This window comes from Pseudomonas sp. H2_D02 (assembly GCF_054677635.1).
Genome location: NZ_CP162816.1, coordinates 5198990 through 5215036, shown reverse-complemented (window position 1 = coordinate 5215036; position 16047 = coordinate 5198990). Strand labels below are relative to the sequence as shown.

The 16047-nt window shown below is 61.2% G+C and carries 14 protein-coding genes and 1 pseudogene; 10 read left to right on the top strand and 5 right to left on the bottom strand.

The genetic code is table 11. From position 1 onward, the window contains the following. Positions 1-2 precede the first annotated feature (2 nt). The 10 genes from cpaB to AB4N42_RS23790 all read left to right on the top strand — a co-directional run bounded on the left by cpaB (position 3) and on the right by AB4N42_RS23790 (position 9823). Positions 3-818: a Flp pilus assembly protein CpaB gene (gene cpaB / locus AB4N42_RS23835; RefSeq protein ID WP_030138425.1), complete on the top strand. Its 816-nt coding sequence runs from the start codon at positions 3-5 to the stop codon at positions 816-818. Between the two features lie 69 nt (positions 819-887). Further along, positions 888-2225, top strand: a complete 1338-nt coding sequence (locus tag AB4N42_RS23830) for a Tad domain-containing protein (protein ID WP_460115452.1) — start codon at positions 888-890, stop codon at positions 2223-2225. A gap of 8 nt (positions 2226-2233) precedes the next feature. After that, positions 2234-2713, top strand: a complete 480-nt coding sequence (locus AB4N42_RS23825) for a TadE/TadG family type IV pilus assembly protein (RefSeq protein ID WP_460115451.1) — start codon at positions 2234-2236, stop codon at positions 2711-2713. Continuing rightward, positions 2713-3207: a TadE family protein gene (locus tag AB4N42_RS23820; RefSeq protein WP_264427281.1), complete on the top strand. Its 495-nt coding sequence runs from the start codon at positions 2713-2715 to the stop codon at positions 3205-3207. The genes AB4N42_RS23825 and AB4N42_RS23820 overlap by 1 nt, the downstream gene beginning before the upstream one ends. Then, positions 3201-4421 (top strand): AAA family ATPase, encoded by a 1221-nt coding sequence (locus tag AB4N42_RS23815; protein ID WP_460115450.1) that lies wholly within the window; start codon positions 3201-3203, stop codon positions 4419-4421. Before AB4N42_RS23820 ends, AB4N42_RS23815 begins: the two co-directional genes overlap by 7 nt. Positions 4422-4424: 3 nt before the next feature. Next, on the top strand, positions 4425-5867 hold the full coding sequence (locus tag AB4N42_RS23810) for a CpaF family protein (RefSeq protein WP_030138420.1): 1443 nt from the start codon (positions 4425-4427) through the stop codon (positions 5865-5867). Then, positions 5864-6850 carry a type II secretion system F family protein gene (locus AB4N42_RS23805; protein ID WP_198798362.1) on the top strand — a complete coding sequence of 329 codons (987 nt, stop codon included), beginning with the start codon at positions 5864-5866 and terminating at the stop codon, positions 6848-6850. Before AB4N42_RS23810 ends, AB4N42_RS23805 begins: the two co-directional genes overlap by 4 nt. A 26-nt stretch (positions 6851-6876) precedes the next feature. Further along, the gene (locus AB4N42_RS23800) at positions 6877-7842 is read left to right on the top strand and encodes a type II secretion system F family protein (protein WP_030138418.1); all 966 of its coding nucleotides are present in this window, start codon (positions 6877-6879) and stop codon (positions 7840-7842) included. A gap of 842 nt (positions 7843-8684) precedes the next feature. Continuing rightward, positions 8685-8990, top strand: coding sequence for a transposase (locus AB4N42_RS23795; protein WP_181286468.1), 306 nt, complete (start codon positions 8685-8687; stop codon positions 8988-8990). Then, entirely contained in the window at positions 8987-9823 is an 837-nt protein-coding gene (locus tag AB4N42_RS23790; protein ID WP_431145802.1) for an IS3 family transposase, read from the top strand. Before AB4N42_RS23795 ends, AB4N42_RS23790 begins: the two co-directional genes overlap by 4 nt. A gap of 367 nt (positions 9824-10190) precedes the next feature. On the opposite strand, the gene AB4N42_RS23785 is transcribed toward AB4N42_RS23790, so the two are convergent. The 5 genes and pseudogenes from AB4N42_RS23785 to AB4N42_RS23765 form a co-directional block, all read right to left on the bottom strand. Next, complete coding sequence (locus tag AB4N42_RS23785) at positions 10191-10460, bottom strand: DUF3613 domain-containing protein (RefSeq protein WP_030137680.1); 270 nt, start codon at positions 10458-10460, stop codon at positions 10191-10193. Positions 10461-10480: 20 nt separating this feature from the next. Next, positions 10481-11194, bottom strand: coding sequence for a tetratricopeptide repeat protein (locus tag AB4N42_RS23780; RefSeq protein WP_030137681.1), 714 nt, complete (start codon positions 11192-11194; stop codon positions 10481-10483). 56 nt (positions 11195-11250) lie between these two features. Continuing rightward, on the bottom strand, positions 11251-12474 hold the full coding sequence (locus AB4N42_RS23775) for a type II and III secretion system protein family protein (RefSeq protein ID WP_030137682.1): 1224 nt from the start codon (positions 12472-12474) through the stop codon (positions 11251-11253). A gap of 472 nt (positions 12475-12946) precedes the next feature. Next, positions 12947-13354, bottom strand: coding sequence for a PA2817 family protein (locus AB4N42_RS23770; protein ID WP_030137683.1), 408 nt, complete (start codon positions 13352-13354; stop codon positions 12947-12949). A gap of 88 nt (positions 13355-13442) precedes the next feature. Continuing rightward, positions 13443-15892, bottom strand: a pseudogene (locus AB4N42_RS23765) (acyl-CoA dehydrogenase). Positions 15893-16047 lie beyond the last annotated feature (155 nt).

The following is a 16047-nucleotide window of genomic DNA, read 5'->3' as shown; positions in this document are numbered from 1 at the left end:
ACATGAGCTCTCGTACGCTTCCGCTGATAGGCGTTTCCCTGGTAATGGGCCTTGGTGCCGCATGGATGGCTGACTCCTGGCTGAGCGCGCGACTCAACGCGACTCCCGATGATCACTTGCGAAGCGTGGTGGTCGCGACGGTGGAAATTCCCTTCGGGCAAATGGTCGAGGCCCAGCAGGTCACGACCGTGCGCATGCCCATGGACACCATTCCAGACGATGCTTTTGACAGCAGCGACAAGGCCGTGGGCAAGATCGCCACGTTCGACATCCTGCGCGGCGACATCGTGCGCGGTGCCCGTCTGAGCGAGCACCTGGGCGGCAGCACCCTGGCCTCGCTGATCGCGCCGGACAAACGGGCGATATCGGTGCGCGTGGATGATGTGGTTGGTGTCGGCGGATTCCTGTTGCCGGGCAACCGGGTCGATGTCCTGGCGACCAAGACCACCAATGCAGGGAGCAACAACGCGACGTCCCGGACCCTCCTCGAAAATCTCCGGGTGCTGGCGGTAGACCAGACCGCGGGCACGGACAAGACGCAACCGGTGGTGGTGCGGGCCGTAACCCTGGAGATGTCCGCCAGCGAGGCGGAACTGCTGGTCACCGCGCAGACCGAGGGCAAGCTGCAACTGGCCCTGCGCAACCCCCTGAACCTGGAGAAAAAAGCCGTGGCCGTCGCGCCGCCAGCCCCTGCGCCGGTCATGGCGGTGGCCGCCGCTCCGATGCCAAGACCCGTGGTACAGCGCAGTGCCAAGCCTCAGGGCGGCGCGATCACGTTGATCCGTGGCGTTGAAAGCAGCGTGATCAATGTCCGCTAGGTGACTTTCCCGTGCCGGGCCCCATAGGGCAGGGCGATACCGATCCTCAACGTTGTAGATGAGGGCTCGATGATGAATGCCAAGATCCGGCAGCCGTTGACGCTGCCACGACGCCAGGGAGGGGCGGTGAGTGTACTGATGGTGATCGCCATGGCGGCCATCGCCATGACGGCGGCGTTGGCCCTGGACGGCGGGCATATGCTGCTGAACAAGACCCGCCTGCAAAACGCCGTGGATGCCGCGGCCCTGGGGGGCGCCAAGACCCTGAGCCAGGTCAAGGGCAGCATGAACATGGCCAGCACGACCCGCACGGCGGCCCTGGACACGCTGAGCAGAAATGCCAGCGCCGCGGGCAACACGGAACTGGCCACCGCTGTCGCTGGCAACCCGGGCTCGTTTGCCGTGGTTGAATTGTCCAGCAGCGTCTACGGCCCATTCTCTTACCCCGGCCCGAGCGACGCCAAGTACGTGCGGGTGTCGGTGGCCAACTATCAACTCAACGGTTTTTTCTGGAGCTTCGTCCAATCGATGGGCAGCGGCAGCCTGGGCAGCAAAGCCGTGGCGGCCATCGCCACCGCCGGACCCAGCCCTACCTCGCCCTGTGACGTAGCGCCGCTGATGGTCTGTGGCGATCCTGGCCAATATGACCCGTCCGCCGGGAATTTCTGGAGCTATCACTTCGGCGACCTGGTGGTGCTGAAGACCGCAGCGGGAAACAGCTCACCGATCGGGCCGGGCAATTTCCAATTGCTCGATTTTGGCTCCGGCGGCAGTTCGGTGCGTGAGGACCTGGCGGGTGGCGGTTCGGTCTGCCGTACGGTCGGGGATAACGTCCAGACTTCCCCCGGCAACACCGTCGGTCCGGCGTCCCAAGGCTTGAACACGCGCTTCGGCATCTACAACGGCCCGGTCAGGGCTTCCGACTATCCGCCGGACTTGGTCACCTCTTCGAGCTCGCCAGCGATGACCTACAACGGCACGCTCGGCCAGGCGCAATACAAAGGCCAGCCTGTCACCTCGAGCGGTGGCGATCTCTCGGCGGGCGGCGAGGCGATACCGGACTACAACGATTGGCGCACCCAGGTCGCCGCCTGCGTGGGCGGCAGCGGCAGCGGCTGCCAAAGCAACGGCGTCTTCGAGCGCCGGATGCTGAAAATCGTGGTGGGCAACTGCACCGGCAAACAGGGCGGTTCGAGCACCATCCCCGTGTTGGGGTTCGGCTGCTATTTCGTCGTGCAACCCATGAACAGCGGTGGCACCCAGGCGCAGATATTCGGCCAGTTCGTCCGCGAGTGCGAAGGCGACAACGTGCCTGGCCCGACACCCAGCAGCGACGCCGGTCCGCAGATCATCCAGCTCTACAAGACCTATATCAATGGCAGCGGCACGCCGAGCACAGACTCGTAGGAGGCGTCATGAAACTTGCCCCGTTCAAATCACCCCGGGCCCAGCAAGGCGTCGCGCTGGTGGAGTTCACCCTGGTGCTGCCGGTGTTGCTGCTGCTGTTGCTGGCCTTCGGTGAGTTCGGCCGCATGCTGTACCAATACAACGTGCTGTTGCAGGCCAGCCGCGATGCCGACCGCTTTGTCGCCAGCCAGGCCTGGAGTTCCACCCTTGGCGCGGTCGTCCTGAGCAGCACGCTGCAGACCCAGACGAAAAACGTCGCGGTGTATGGCGTGCCCAGCGCTTCCGGCACGGCCGTGGTGTCGGGCCTGACCACGGCGAACGTGCAGGTTGTCGCCGAGGGCACCAGCCATGTGCGCGTCACCATCACCTACACCTTCTGCCCGGTGATCGGCGCGGGCAGTTGCAACGGGTCGATCCCCGGCTTCTTCGGCAGCGCCATTGCGCTGGGCATCCCGCTGGTGGCGACCACTGTCATGAGGGCGCTGTGATGAATCGCAAGCAGATGCACGGCACCTACATCGTCGAGTTCGCCTTCGTCGGCCTGCTGGTGTTCACCCTGCTGTTCGGTGTGCTGGAAATGGGCCGGTTGTATTTCACCGTCAACGCCCTCGATGAAGCCGCGCGGCGTGGAGCGCGTCTGGCGGCGGTGTGCAACATCAGCGATCCGGTGATCCTGCGCCGGGCGATTTTCAATGCCGCGACGGATTCAGGCACCAGCCAACTGATCAGCAGCCTGACCACCGCGAACCTGGCGCTGACTTACCTGGACGTCGACGGGGCCGTGGTGGCGAACCCGAGCGATACCTCCGGCAGCACGGGATTCCGGGCCATCCGCTATGTCCGGCTGAGCCTGCAGAATTTCGTTTTCAACCTGTTCATTCCCGGACTGGGCGTGCCCATTACCTTGCCCACTTTCAGGGCGACGTTGCCACGCGAAAGCCTAGGGCGTCATTCCGATTCAGGGGAGATCACACCATGCTGAACACCCGGGAAACTCCGCTCACAAGCGCCACCGGCAAGGCCGGGCTGCGAATATTGATCAGCAGCCGCGATGCTGGGTCCCTGCGCGATCTGCAGTGCGTCTGCCAGCGCATGCCCGGCCTTGAAGTGAGCACGCGCCTGGTCAGCAATGGCCATGTCGATCCGCTCTACGGCCTGGACCGGATGCCCGATCTGCTGCTGTTGCGGGTCAGCCATTTGTGGCGCGAGGAACTGTCGGCGCTGCTGCAACGGCCGGCCCATGAGCGTCCGGCGATGCTGGTGTGCGGTCTGTTGGGCGAGCAGGAAGGCATGCGCCTGGCGATGCAGGCGGGTGCGCGAGACGTGTTGCCCGAGCCTTTCGCCGATGCCGAACTGGTGGCGGCCCTGAATCGCCTGGTGGCGGAAGTGCGCCTCGGCAATGGGAACGAGGGCAAGTTGGTCGCGGTGATCAGCGCCAAGGGCGGCTCCGGCGGCACGCTGGTGGCATGCAACCTGGCCCAGCAACTCAGCGCCCGTTCAGGCAATACCTTGTTGCTGGACATGGACCTGCAGTTCGGCAGCGTGACCCATTACCTGGATGTCGCCCAATCCCACAGCCACCTGGAAGTGCTGCAACAAGTCGAAGACATGGACAGCGTGGCATTGCGAGGCTTCTGCAGTCACTTCAGCCCGACGTTGCATGTGTTGGGTGGCCGCGCCGGTGAATTGTGCCTGCCCCAGGATGCCCAGCCGGAACAGCTCGACGCACTCTTGCAACTGGCCCGCACCAGCTATGACTGGATTGTGGTGGACTTGCCCCGGCAGATCGATCACCTCACCGGCTCCGTCCTTGAACAGGTGGACCGGGTCTACGTGGTGGTGCAACAGAGCGTCAGTCATCTGCGTGACGCCAGCGCCCTGGTGCGGATCCTTCGCGAAGACCTCGGCGTACGCGGCGACCAGTTGCAAATCGTGGTCAACCGCTACGACAAGACCGCCGCGGTCAGCCTCAAGGACATCGGCGAGGCCCTGCGCTGCCCGAATATTTCGAAATTGCCCAATGACTTCAACCTGGTCAGCCAGAGTCAGAACACTGGTGTGCCGTTGGGACTGCATGCGCCAAAGGCGGCCATCACCGCCGCGTTGCGCGATTTGACCGAAGACCTGGTCGGTCACCAGATGGCGGCAGGCAAAGGCCTGCTCAAACGCGCCTTCAACCGTTTCTTCGGGGGATGACCCATGATCAGCGACTTCCGCAACCGCTTGCGCAAACAGCCCGGCAAAACCGGTGCTTCAATGGCCGCCCAGCCCGGTGACGGCCAGTCAGACTCGGCCGAAGCGTTGATGGCCTGGGAGCACGCCGTTCCCGATGTGCCTTATGAAACCCGCACCCAGGTCACCCCGGTGGAAGCCGAGTGGCGGGAAAAAATTTATCAGCAGTTGCTCAAGGTGATGGACCTGTCCTTGCTCGATGCCCTCGAACAAGTCGAGGCCACGCGGCAGATCCGTGATATTTGCCAGCGCTTGCTTGAAGAACACTCGGCGCCGGTGAGTACAGTCAGCCGGCAGTTGATCATCAAGCAGATCACCGATGAAGTGCTGGGGCTCGGCCCACTTGAGCCACTGCTGGCCGACCACAGCGTGTCCGACATCCTGGTCAACGGTTTTGCCTCGGTCTACGTCGAGCGCTTCGGCAAGCTGCAACGCACCGACGTGCGCTTCCGGGATGACCAGCATTTGCTGAACATTATCGACCGCATCGTTTCCAGCCTGGGGCGGCGCATCGATGAGTCCTCGCCGTTGGTGGACGCCCGGCTCAAGGATGGTTCGCGGGTCAACGCGATCATCCCGCCGCTGGCCATCGACGGCCCGAGCATGTCGATCCGGCGTTTTGCCGTGGACCTGCTCAACACCGACAGCCTGATCCAGGTAGGCACCATGACCCCGGCCATTGCCTTGCTGCTCAAGGCCATTGTCCGCGGGCGCTTGAACGTGTTGATCTCCGGTGGGACCGGCAGCGGCAAGACCACCATGCTCAACGTGCTGTCGAGTTTCATCCCGCATAACGAACGGATCGTCACCATCGAGGATTCGGCCGAACTGCAACTGCAACAACCCCACGTAGTGCGCCTGGAAACCCGGCCCTCGAACATCGAGGGGCGAGGCGAGGTGAGTCAGCGCGAACTGGTGCGCAACAGCCTGCGGATGCGCCCGGACCGCATTGTCATCGGCGAGGTGCGTGGCGCCGAAGCGCTGGACATGCTCACGGCGATGAACACCGGCCACGACGGTTCGCTGACCACCATTCACGCCAACACCGCCCGCGATGCGTTGGGTCGTGTCGAGAATATGGTGTCGATGACCGGGGCGACCTTTCCGATCAAGGCCATGCGTCAACAAATTGCCTCGGCCATCGATGTGGTGATCCAGTTGGAGCGTCAAGAAGACGGCAAGCGTCGCGTCACCAGCATTCAAGAGATCAACGGCATGGAGGGGGAGGTCATCACCATGACCGAAATCTTCTCCTTTGCGCGCCACGGCATCGGTGAGCACGGCGAGGTCCTCGGTGAATACAAGCCCAGTGGCATGATCCCGGCCTTTCGCGATGTACTGGCCAAGCGCGGCATCGAATTGCCGCTGAGCATGTTCCGTCCTGAATGGATGGAGGGCCGGCAGTCATGAAAGGGATCCCGGGCGAATTCATCCTGATCTTCCTTGGCATGGTGTTCATTGCCGTGTTCCTGCTGTCCCAGGGCGTGGTGGTGCCGGTGTTCGGCGAGGCCGGGAAAATGCGCAAGCGCATTCGCGGTCGCTTGCTCGTCCTGGAGAAAGCCAACCACCTGCCGAACATGCAGACCGTACTGCGGCAAAAATACCTGACGCGCCTGTCTCCCCTGGAAGCCCGGCTGGAACAGCTGCCGTTCATGGCCAACCTGACTCAGTTGATCGAGCAGGCCGGCCATGAGTACCGCGCCTATCGGGTGATGTTGCTTGGCCTGGCCATTGGCGCGGCGGTGGGTGCCTTGGTGTTGATGGTCTGGCCGATCTGGTGGGTGGCGCTGTTGGTGGCGTTTGCCGTGGCCTGGTTGCCGGTGCTGAAAATCCTGCGCGATCGCAACAAGCGTTTTGCCGCGTTCGAGGAAGGTTTGCCGGACGCCCTGGATGCCATGTGCCGGGCCTTGCGCGCCGGCCATCCCTTCAACGAAACCCTGCGCCTGGTCGCCGAGGAGCATAAGGGGCCGGTCGCCCAGGAATTCGGCATGACCTTCTCCGACATCAACTATGGCAACGACGTGCGCAGAGCCATGCTCGGCCTGCTGGAGCGCATGCCGAGCATGACCGTGATGATGCTGGTGACGTCGATCCTGATCCACCGCGAGACCGGCGGCAACCTGACCGAAGTGCTGGAACGCCTGAGCCGCCTGATCCGTGGGCGTTTCCGTTTCCAGCGCAAGGTCCGGACGCTGTCGGCCGAAGGGCGCATGTCCGCCTGGGTGCTGGTGGCGATTCCTTTCGTGCTGGCGATCGCCATCGTGGTGACCAGCCCCAGTTACATGCCGGTACTGGTCAATGACCCCATCGGCCACAAGCTGATCTTCGGCGCGTTCTGCGCCATGTTGGTGGGGATTTTCTGGATCCGGAAGATCATTCGGATCCAGGTCTAACGCTGTTGCGCCCAGAGGTATCGGTCATGGACTTTTTGCTCGGGTTGTTCAGTCGATTCACCGGGAACGAGGAGCTTGCGCGCCTGCTGTTCGTCACCGTGATTGGCGTCAGTACGGTGTTGGCGGCCGGTGCCGTGCTGTTGATGATGCTGGGTCTGCAAGACCCGGTGCAGCGTCGGCTGGCGTTGATCAAGCGCGGTTATGCCGGTAGCGCGACGGGGCAGGAGGCGCCCGGTAATCTGCAACTGCTACTGGAGCGAGTCGGCCAGCGCTTCGCCTCGACCGACACGACCCAGACGTCCGCGACCCAGACGTTGCTGACCCATGCCGGTTATCGATCCGCTTCGGCGGTGCAGATGTATTGGGCCGTGCGCCTGATGCTGCCCCTGGTGATGATCGGCGTTGCCTTGTTGTTGCTGCCGATGGTCAAGGTCTCACTGGCCATCGGCCTGCTGGCGGTGGTCCTCATGGCGGGCATTGGTTGGCTGGTGCCGGCGCTCTATGTCGGCAAGCGCAAGAACGCACGGCAAGGTCGGCTGCGCGCCGCATTTCCGGATGCGCTGGACCTGATGGTGGTCTGCGTCGAGTCGGGCCTGGCCTTGCCCACCACCATCGAACGGGTGGCTGAAGAAATGTCCGTCAGCCAGGTCGAGCTGGCCGAGGAACTGGCGCTGGTCAACGCGCAGATCCGCGCGGGCATCACCAGCACCGAGGCGCTCAAGCAACTGGCCGTGCGCACCGGCCTGGAGGACATCCAGGGCCTGGTCAGCCTGTTGGCGCAAAGTATCCGTTTCGGCACCAGCGTGGCCGATACCCTGCGGATCTACGCCGATGAGTTCCGCGACCGGCGGACCCAGGCTGCCGAAGAAATGGGCGCCAAAATCGGCACCAAACTGATCTTCCCGCTGATCTTCTGCCTATGGCCAAGCTTCTTCCTGGTCGCCATCGGCCCCGCCATGATCGGCGTGTTCAGGGCTTTCGGGAACATGTAGCAAGGCCGGCTTGCCGAATATGCTGTGGGAGCGGGCTTGCTCGCGAAAGCGGTGGGTCAGTCAATGAATATGTTGGCTGTGATTCCGTCTTCGCGAGCAAGCCCGCTCCCACAGGTTTTTGTGTTGTTGCATGTGCCTCATGTCCACCCCGGATCCAGTGTGGGAGCGAGCTTGCTCGCGAAAGCGGTGGGTCAGTCAATGAAGATGTTGGCTGTAATTCCGTCTTCGCGAGCAAGCTCGCTCCCACAGGTTTTTGTGTTGTTGCATGTGCCTCATGTCCACCCCGGATCCAGTGTGGGAGCGAGCTTGCTCGCGAAAGCGGTGGGTCAGTCAATGAAGATGTTGGCTGTAATTCCGTCTTCGCGAGCAAGCTCGCTTCCACAGGTTTTTGTGTTGTTGCATGTGCCTCATGTCCACCCCGGATCCAGTGTGGGAGCGAGCTTGCTCGCGAAAGCGGTGGGTCAGTCAATGAAGATGTTGGCTGTAATTCCGTCTTCGCGAGCAAGCTCGCTCCCACAGGTTTTTTGTGTTGTTGCATGCGCCAGATGTCGCCGCAGAACCGATGTGGGAGCGAGCTTGCTCGCGAAAGCGGTGGGTCAGTCAATGCAGGTGTTGACTGTGATTCCGTCTTCGCGAGCAAGCCCGCTCCCACAGGGTTTTGTGTTGTTGCATGTGCCTCATGTCCACCCCGGATCCAGTGTGGGAGCGGGCTTGCTCGCGAAAGCGGTGGGTCAGTCAATGAAGATGTTGGCTGTGATACCGCCTTCGCGAGCAAGCTGAACTGGCCTAATAATTCCGGACACCTCTTAAGGGCGATATGATTTCGCCAACTTGGAGGTTCCATGAACGAAAGAAAGGTCTATACCCGCGAGTTCAAGCTGCACGCTGCCAGCATGGTGCTTGATGATAACTGCCCGGTTCTAGATGTGTGTGCATCACTGGATATCGGGCCCACTGCTTTGCGACGCTGGGTTGATCAGGTTCGCAAGGAGCGTGAGGGGCAGCCAGTTAAAGGCACCAAGGCGATTACCGAAGATCAACGCCAGATTCAGGAATTGAAGGCCAAGATCAAGCGCATGGAAATGGAAGCCGAAATATTAAAAAAGGCTACCGCTCTCTTGATGTCGGATCCCGATCGTTTCCGATGATCGCAGAGCTAAGAGAGTCATTTCCGACGGCCGTGGTGTGTCGTGTTTTCGGTGTGAAGCGCAGCAGCTTTTATGAGTGGATTCAACGGCGGGCCAAGCCGCGGATCAGACGTGAAGAACTCAGGTTGAAAGTCGTTGAGCTGCACAGCGAAAGCCGCGAAGCCATGGGCTCCAGAATGATTAGCAAAGGCCTGAAGGCTCAGAAAATAACAGCTGGAAGGAGCCTTGTTCGAGCGCTGATGAGGGAGGCCAACATTGTCAGTAAACAACGTCAGCCCCACCCCTTCAGATCCAGAGGCGTGGAGGCATTTGTCGCGCCCAATCGGCTAAAACGCAACTTCAAACCGGCGGCAATCGATCAGGTTTGGTGTGGCGACGTGACCAGTCTGATGGTGGGCAAACGCTGGCTTCATCTGGCCATCGTGATTGATTTGTATGCTCGCAGGGTCATTGGCTGGGCTTTTTCTCTGGTTAATGACGCCAACTTGGTCAGCAAAGCGCTACGCATGGCGACAGAAGTACGAACGTGTCCTCCTGGGCTGATGTTTCACTCAGATCAAGGATGTCAGTACACCAGTCGCAAGTTTCAAGAAGAACTGACGCGCCACGGCATTTTGCAAAGCATGAGCCATCGAGGGCAGTGCTGGGACAACGCTCCAACTGAGCGCTTTTTTGGCACGCCAAAGTCAGAGTGGGTACCTCGCAACGGCTACGGCCTGATCGAGGAGGCAAAAACGGTCATGGTGCGTTTCTTCATGTACTACAACCGCACTAGGCTCCACAGCTACAACAACTACCTGTCGCCAATAGCCATGGAGCAAAAAGCGGCATAAACACCGTAATCGGTGTCCGGGATTACTTGACCAGTTCAAGCTTGCTCGCGAAAGCGGTGGGTCAGTCAATGAAGATGTTGGCTGTGATACCGCCTTCGCGAGCAAGCTCGCTCCCACAGGTTTTTGTGTTGTTGCATGTGCCTCATGTCCACCCCGGATCCAGTGTGGGAGCGGGCTTGCTCGCGAAAGCGGTGGGTCAGTCAATGCAGGTGTTGGCTGTGATACCGCCTTCGCGAGCAAGCTCGCTCCCACAGGCGGCCCCGGCTTGCTTTAGTCAATGCCTTCAGCCAAAAGACCGCAGCCCCCGGCAACTCCCTACATCAAGCGTAGGGGTGTCGGAGGCTGCGGTCTTTATGCTTGCAACGCTTCACTCACTCTTGCTGACGTCTCCCCCCATGTCCTGGTCGAAGAACATCGGGATCGGGTAAGTAAAGCTGTTGAGCCAGCGCTGCATGGCCAGCTCGCGTTCGGCGGCCGAGGCGGTTTGCAGGTTGGTGGAGGCCACCACGCCGCGGATTTGCAGTTGCATCCAGCTCTCGGTCCCTTGCTGCGCCGCCGAAGACGGGCCTGGGTCGATCGCCCAGGCGGAAGTGGACAGGCAAGTCAGGCATACGATCAACAATTGTTGGGTCTTCATCTCTCGGACTCCTCGAAACGCTACTTGACCGCGCCGGTAGAGGCATCGACGACCTCGGTCAGGCGGTTCGATTGTGAGGTCGTTGCATTACCGGCAGAGCCGCGGATTTTTTCCGCACGGGCTTGTGCATCCGCCACCTGTTGGGGGCTCAGCTTGGCCATGCTCGCCAGTTCCGCCGCCTGCTTCCAGTTGTCCTGGTAGATCAGCAGGGTCACCATGTTGAGCGCAGCCAGCGTGTTTGACTGCTGCAGTTCCATGGCCGTCATGAACTCGAAGCGGGCTTGGGGAATCCGCTTTTGATTGAGGTAGACAACCCCCAGGTCATTGCGGATTTTTCCTTCGGTGGGCGCCATCTTTGCTGCACGTTCGAGGTGTTCCGTGGCGTTGGCGTTGTCATTCTTGGCAGCGGCCAATTGACCAAGACCATGTTCACCATCGGCAGCCAGGCAAGTTCCAAGCAGGCTTTTATACAAAGGCTCGGCCTCGCTGCGTCCCATCAGGCGCAGCACCCGGGCCTTGCGCAAACGGACCTGGACCAAGTCCTCGGGCAAGCGTTCGAGGTTCGCCAGGCTGGCATACAAGCGACCTTCATTGGCCATGTCATCGGCCAGGTTAAGGGCCAATTCCTGATCGGCGCCGGGCTTGGCGCAACTGGCCGCGCTCGACGCCACGGTGCCATGGCTGGCACAACCGGCGAGCATCAAGGTCGCCGTTATCGCAATCATTGCTTTCATCCCATGCCCCTTGGAAACCGGTTGAATGGCCGACGCTTCGCACAGCAGGTAGCGGCTCATTGGGACAGCCCGCTGCGGTTATCGAACTCGCCATGTTCAAGGAAATACATGCGGTAGAAATTCGGGTCGTAATTGCGCAGTTGCTCGCCCGGCAAAGTAGGCAGTTGCGCGTCGGCGGCCAGCGGTTGGACCAGGTGCGGGGTGACAATCATCAACAGCTCGCGCTCTTCGCGGTTGATGGAGTTATCGCGAAAGAACGCGCCGAGAATGGGTATATCCCCCAAACCGGGAAACTTGTTCACCTGTGAGCTGTTGCGGGTACTGATCAGGCCGCTGATGACGAAGCTTTCGCCATCGGCCAAAGCGATGCTGGTATCGGTGCGGCGCACGGTCAGGGCGGGTACCAGCGTCCCGGCGATGTTCACGGCGTTGGTGAAATCCAGCTCGCTGACTTCTGGCGCGACTTTCAACGCGATGCGGTTTTTGCCGATCACGGTGGGCGTCAGGGTCAGGCGGATGCCGAATTCCTTGTACTCGATGGACACGTTGTCGCTGCCGGCACTGGGCACGGGAATCGGCACTTCGCCACCGGCCAGGAAGCTGGCGCTCTGCCCGCTGAGGGCCACCAGGCTTGGCCGCGCCAGGGTGTAGGCGAAGCCGCTGCCTTCCAGGGCGTTGATCATCAATAGCGTCTTGCCGGTGGCGAACGACAGATTGAACATATCGTTATTGACCGGCAAGGAGGGCCGGACGATACCGCCGACGGTGGGCAAGGTTCTCGGCGAGCCAAACAGGAAATTGCCTCGTGTGCCGAGAATGGAGGTCGAGGCCTCCTTGAGTTTGGTCCGGCTGACTTCGACGAAACGGATGTCGGTCTGCACTTGGGCGAGCAGCATCGGGTCGTCCGACGGCACGCTTGCTGCGCTGGTCAGTGCGGTGGTGGCTCGGCCTGTCACGAAAACCATGCTTTGACGGGGAATTTTCGAACAGGCCGTCCACACCATCAGGCTGGTGGCGCCGGGCATGAGGCCCGTAAGAATGAAGGCATCGTTGCCGCTGGGTTGCACATCGGCGATTTTCGGATCGCCCACCGCCAGCTTTGTGACGGGAGCAAGAATACGCAGCTCGCTCTGCAGGCCCTGGCCAACCTCGAAGGTGGCGGGCAAATTGTCCAGTTGGGAACAACTGTCCGCCGCAGCGTAAGCCGCATCCAGGCCGAGGCCCATCCAGAACAAACCATGAACAAGGTGTTTCAACGCGGGCACAGTACGATAGCTCATAAAATGATCCTCGACAGACAGGCCGTCCCTAGGCTAACCAGTGCCTCGGATCATTTATGGGGCCCGGGCAGCCCCCCCATTTTCATCAAATCACTCAATGTCGCCGGCAATTGGCCTGGGGCACATTGGACGTCCTGACTGGATGGCACGCGGTACTCAGCACATCTTGAAACGCCCTTGATAGCCGGGCTGGCGAGCAGAACGACGGTTGCCAATCAGGTCGGCTATGGATCGGTTCGCCTGTTCCCTGCTCGCTTCTGATTGACAGTAGTTCAACGCTGGCAAAGCGCCACGGCGTTTGTGAAAAAAACGTCTAAAAAGTGACGGGGGCGAAAAGCATGGGGTTGAGTGCGTCAATAATTTGTCTTTCGCTGTTATTCAGCAGGACAAATCCCAGGCGCCGCCATCAACAAAAAGCCGCAAAAAAGCCCGCAGGGTTAAACCGTGCGGGCCTTTGCATTGCTGCTTGCGATCAGTGCTTGCTGTCCTGATCCGACATTGCCAGCAATTGTTTTTCCTGGTTCCAATCGAAGGGCTCGTCGTTTTGTTCTGCTTCGAAACGACGCTCCTCCAGGGCCTGGTACAGACTGATTTCTTCGTCGGGCATGTAGTGCAGGCAATCACCGGCGAAATACCACAGCAGGTCGCGGGGGACCAGGTGGGCAATCTGGGGATAACGGACGATCACCTGGCACAGGAGATCCTGACCCAGGTACTGGCTTTCGATCGGGTCGACGGGCAGTTGCGCGCGCAGGTCATCAAAGCGCTCCAGGAACAGCGCATGGCTTTCTTCGGGAACCTGTTCGGCCTCACCCACAGCGACCAGGATGCTGCGCAAGTGGTCAAGCAAGACAAGGTGATCGGCAACGACATTGGACACGAGATAAGTCCTCAAGAGCAAAACGGGCGCAGGAGTATAAAGTGCCTGCGCCTGCTTTTACATGCTAGTGATCAGATCGCCGTCCGGATCACCGGACTTTGTCCTCGGCGAGCGTCAAGGCTTCCTTATCGAAGTCATCCACGTCGATGACCTTGCGCCGTGCCGCCTCGGCCGCCCGCAGGGTCTGTGCTTCACCGGCTTGCAACACGCCTGCTTCCAGGGCAGCATCGATGAGGTGTTCTCCGGGGGGCGGATTGAGCTGGCCCTGCTTGAGGGCAGCATGGATTTTTTTCTGCAGCGGATGGGCTGCGGCCAGCAGGTCGGCAGCGTGTTGCAGCGCGCCCACCGGATCGTCGGTGGATTGCGGGCGATAGCAGCCCTGTAGCAACTCTTCCAGGGTCGGGTCGCCCTTGGAACGTCCGATAACAGCCGCGACCTCGGCATCGAGCCTGTCGCTCGGTCCCCTGTGGCGACGACCCAAGGGGAACACCACCAGGCGCAACAGGCAGCCCAGCACCCGGTTGGGAAAGTTGCCCAGCAGTTCGTCCAATGCGCGCTCCGACTGGCCCAGGCTTTCTTCCATGGCCCACTGGAACAGTGGCGCCATGTGGTCCGGCGAATCGAGATCGTGATATCGCTTGAGGGCAGCCGAGGCCAGGTAAAGGTTGCTCAACACGTCACCCAGTCGGGCAGACAAACGCTCGCGGCGCTTGAGCTCACCGCCCAGCAACATCATGCTCAGGTCCGCCAGCAGGGCGAATGCTGCCGCCTGCCGGTTGAGTGCGCGGAAATAACCTTGGCTCAGGGCATTGCCTGGCACGTTGTCGAAATGCCCCAGGCCCAGGTTGAGCACCAGCGTACTGGCGGCGTTGCTGATGGCGAAACCGATGTGCTTGAGCAGCAGCCCGTCGAATTCGAGCAACGCCTGGTCCTTGTCTTCGCGGGTGGCCAGGGCCATTTCCTTGAGCACGAACGGATGGCAGCGGATGGCGCCCTGGCCGAAGATCATCAAGTTGCGCGACAGGATATTCGCGCCTTCCACGGTGATGAAAATCGGTGCGCCTTGCCAACTGCGCCCCAGGTAGTTGTTCGGCCCCATGATGATGCCCTTGCCGCCATGCACGTCCATGGCGTGGCTGATGCATTCGCGGCCGCGTTCGGTCAGGTGGTATTTGAGGATCGCCGACAGCACCGAAGGTTTTTCGCCGAGGTCCACCGCGTTGGCGGTCAGCATGCGCGCGGCGTCCATCAGCCAGGCGTTGCCACCGATCCGCGCCATGGCTTCCTGGATGCCTTCGAACGCCGACAATGGCACGTTGAATTGTTCACGCACCTGGGTGTACTGGCCGGTGACCAGGCTGGTGAACTTCGCCGCGCCGGTACCGACCGCTGCGGCAGGGAAATCGAGCGGCCGACCGACAGGCAGTTCATCAGCATCATCCAGCCCTTGCCGAGCATGGCCTGGCCGCCGATGAGGAAATCCAGGGGGATGAAGACGTCCTTGCCCCAGTTCGGTCCGTTCATGAAGGCGGCGCCGAGGGGCAGGTGGCGACGGCCGATGTGGACGCCGGGCGTATCGGTAGGAATCAGTGCCAGGCTGATCCCCAGGTCTTCTTCGTCGCCGAGCAAGTGGTCCGGGTCATAGGCCTTGAAGGCCAGGCCAAGGAGCGTGGCGACCGGGCCAAGGGTGATGTAGCGCTTTTCCCAGTTCAAGCGCAGGCCGAGGGTTTCCTCGCCTTGCCATTCGCCTTTGCAGATGATCCCGGTGTCTGGCATCGCCCCGGCGTCGGAACCGGCCAATGGACCCGTCAATGCAAAGCAGGGGATGTCGTCGCCACGGGCCAGTCGCGGCAGGTAGTGGTTGCGTTGTTCGTCGGTGCCGTAATGCAGGAGCAGTTCCGCCGGACCGAGGGAGTTGGGGACCATCACGGTGGAAGCCAAGTCGCCGCTGCGGGTCGCGAGTTTCATTGCCACCTGGGAATGGGCGTAGGCGGAGAACCCCTTGCCGCCGTATTCCTTCGGAATGATCAGGGCGAAGAAACCGTGCTCCTTGATATGTGCCCAGGCTTCTGGCGGCAGGTTCATGGCCTGGCCGATCTGCCAGTCGCTGACCATCGCGCAAAGCGCTTCGGCTGGGCCATCGAGGAATGCCTGTTCTTCTTCGGTCAGTTTTACCTTGGGATAGGTCAGCAGCAGGTCCCAGTCCGGCCGGCCGCTGAACAGTTCGCCATCCCACCACACCGTGCCCGCGTCGATGGCATCGCGCTCGGTCTGCGACATGGGTGGCAGGGTCTTCTGGAACCAGTCGAACATCGGTGCGCTGAAATATTTGCGGCGCAGGTCCGGCAGCAGCAGCGGCGTCGCGATGGCGGCGAGCACCAGCCAGAGAAGGAGCATCAGCCAGTCGGGCGCATGGCTGGCGACACCCATCGCCAGCAGGTAGACCGCGACAATACCCAGCGCCGGTAGCGGGGCGGTGCGCCGATGCGCCAGCCAGGCGACTCCGATGACCAGAACCAGTATCCACAACAACAGCATAAGTGATCCTCCGTGAACCAAGGCAAAACCGACCTTCAGAGCGTAGACGGCCCGTGCAAAATCGGCGGTAGGCGCAATGGGACTGATTTCGTGGGAAACCCTCCCTGTATTGCGCCAGTCTGGTTGGCAACAGCCGTGGGAAATCGTTCGTTGCC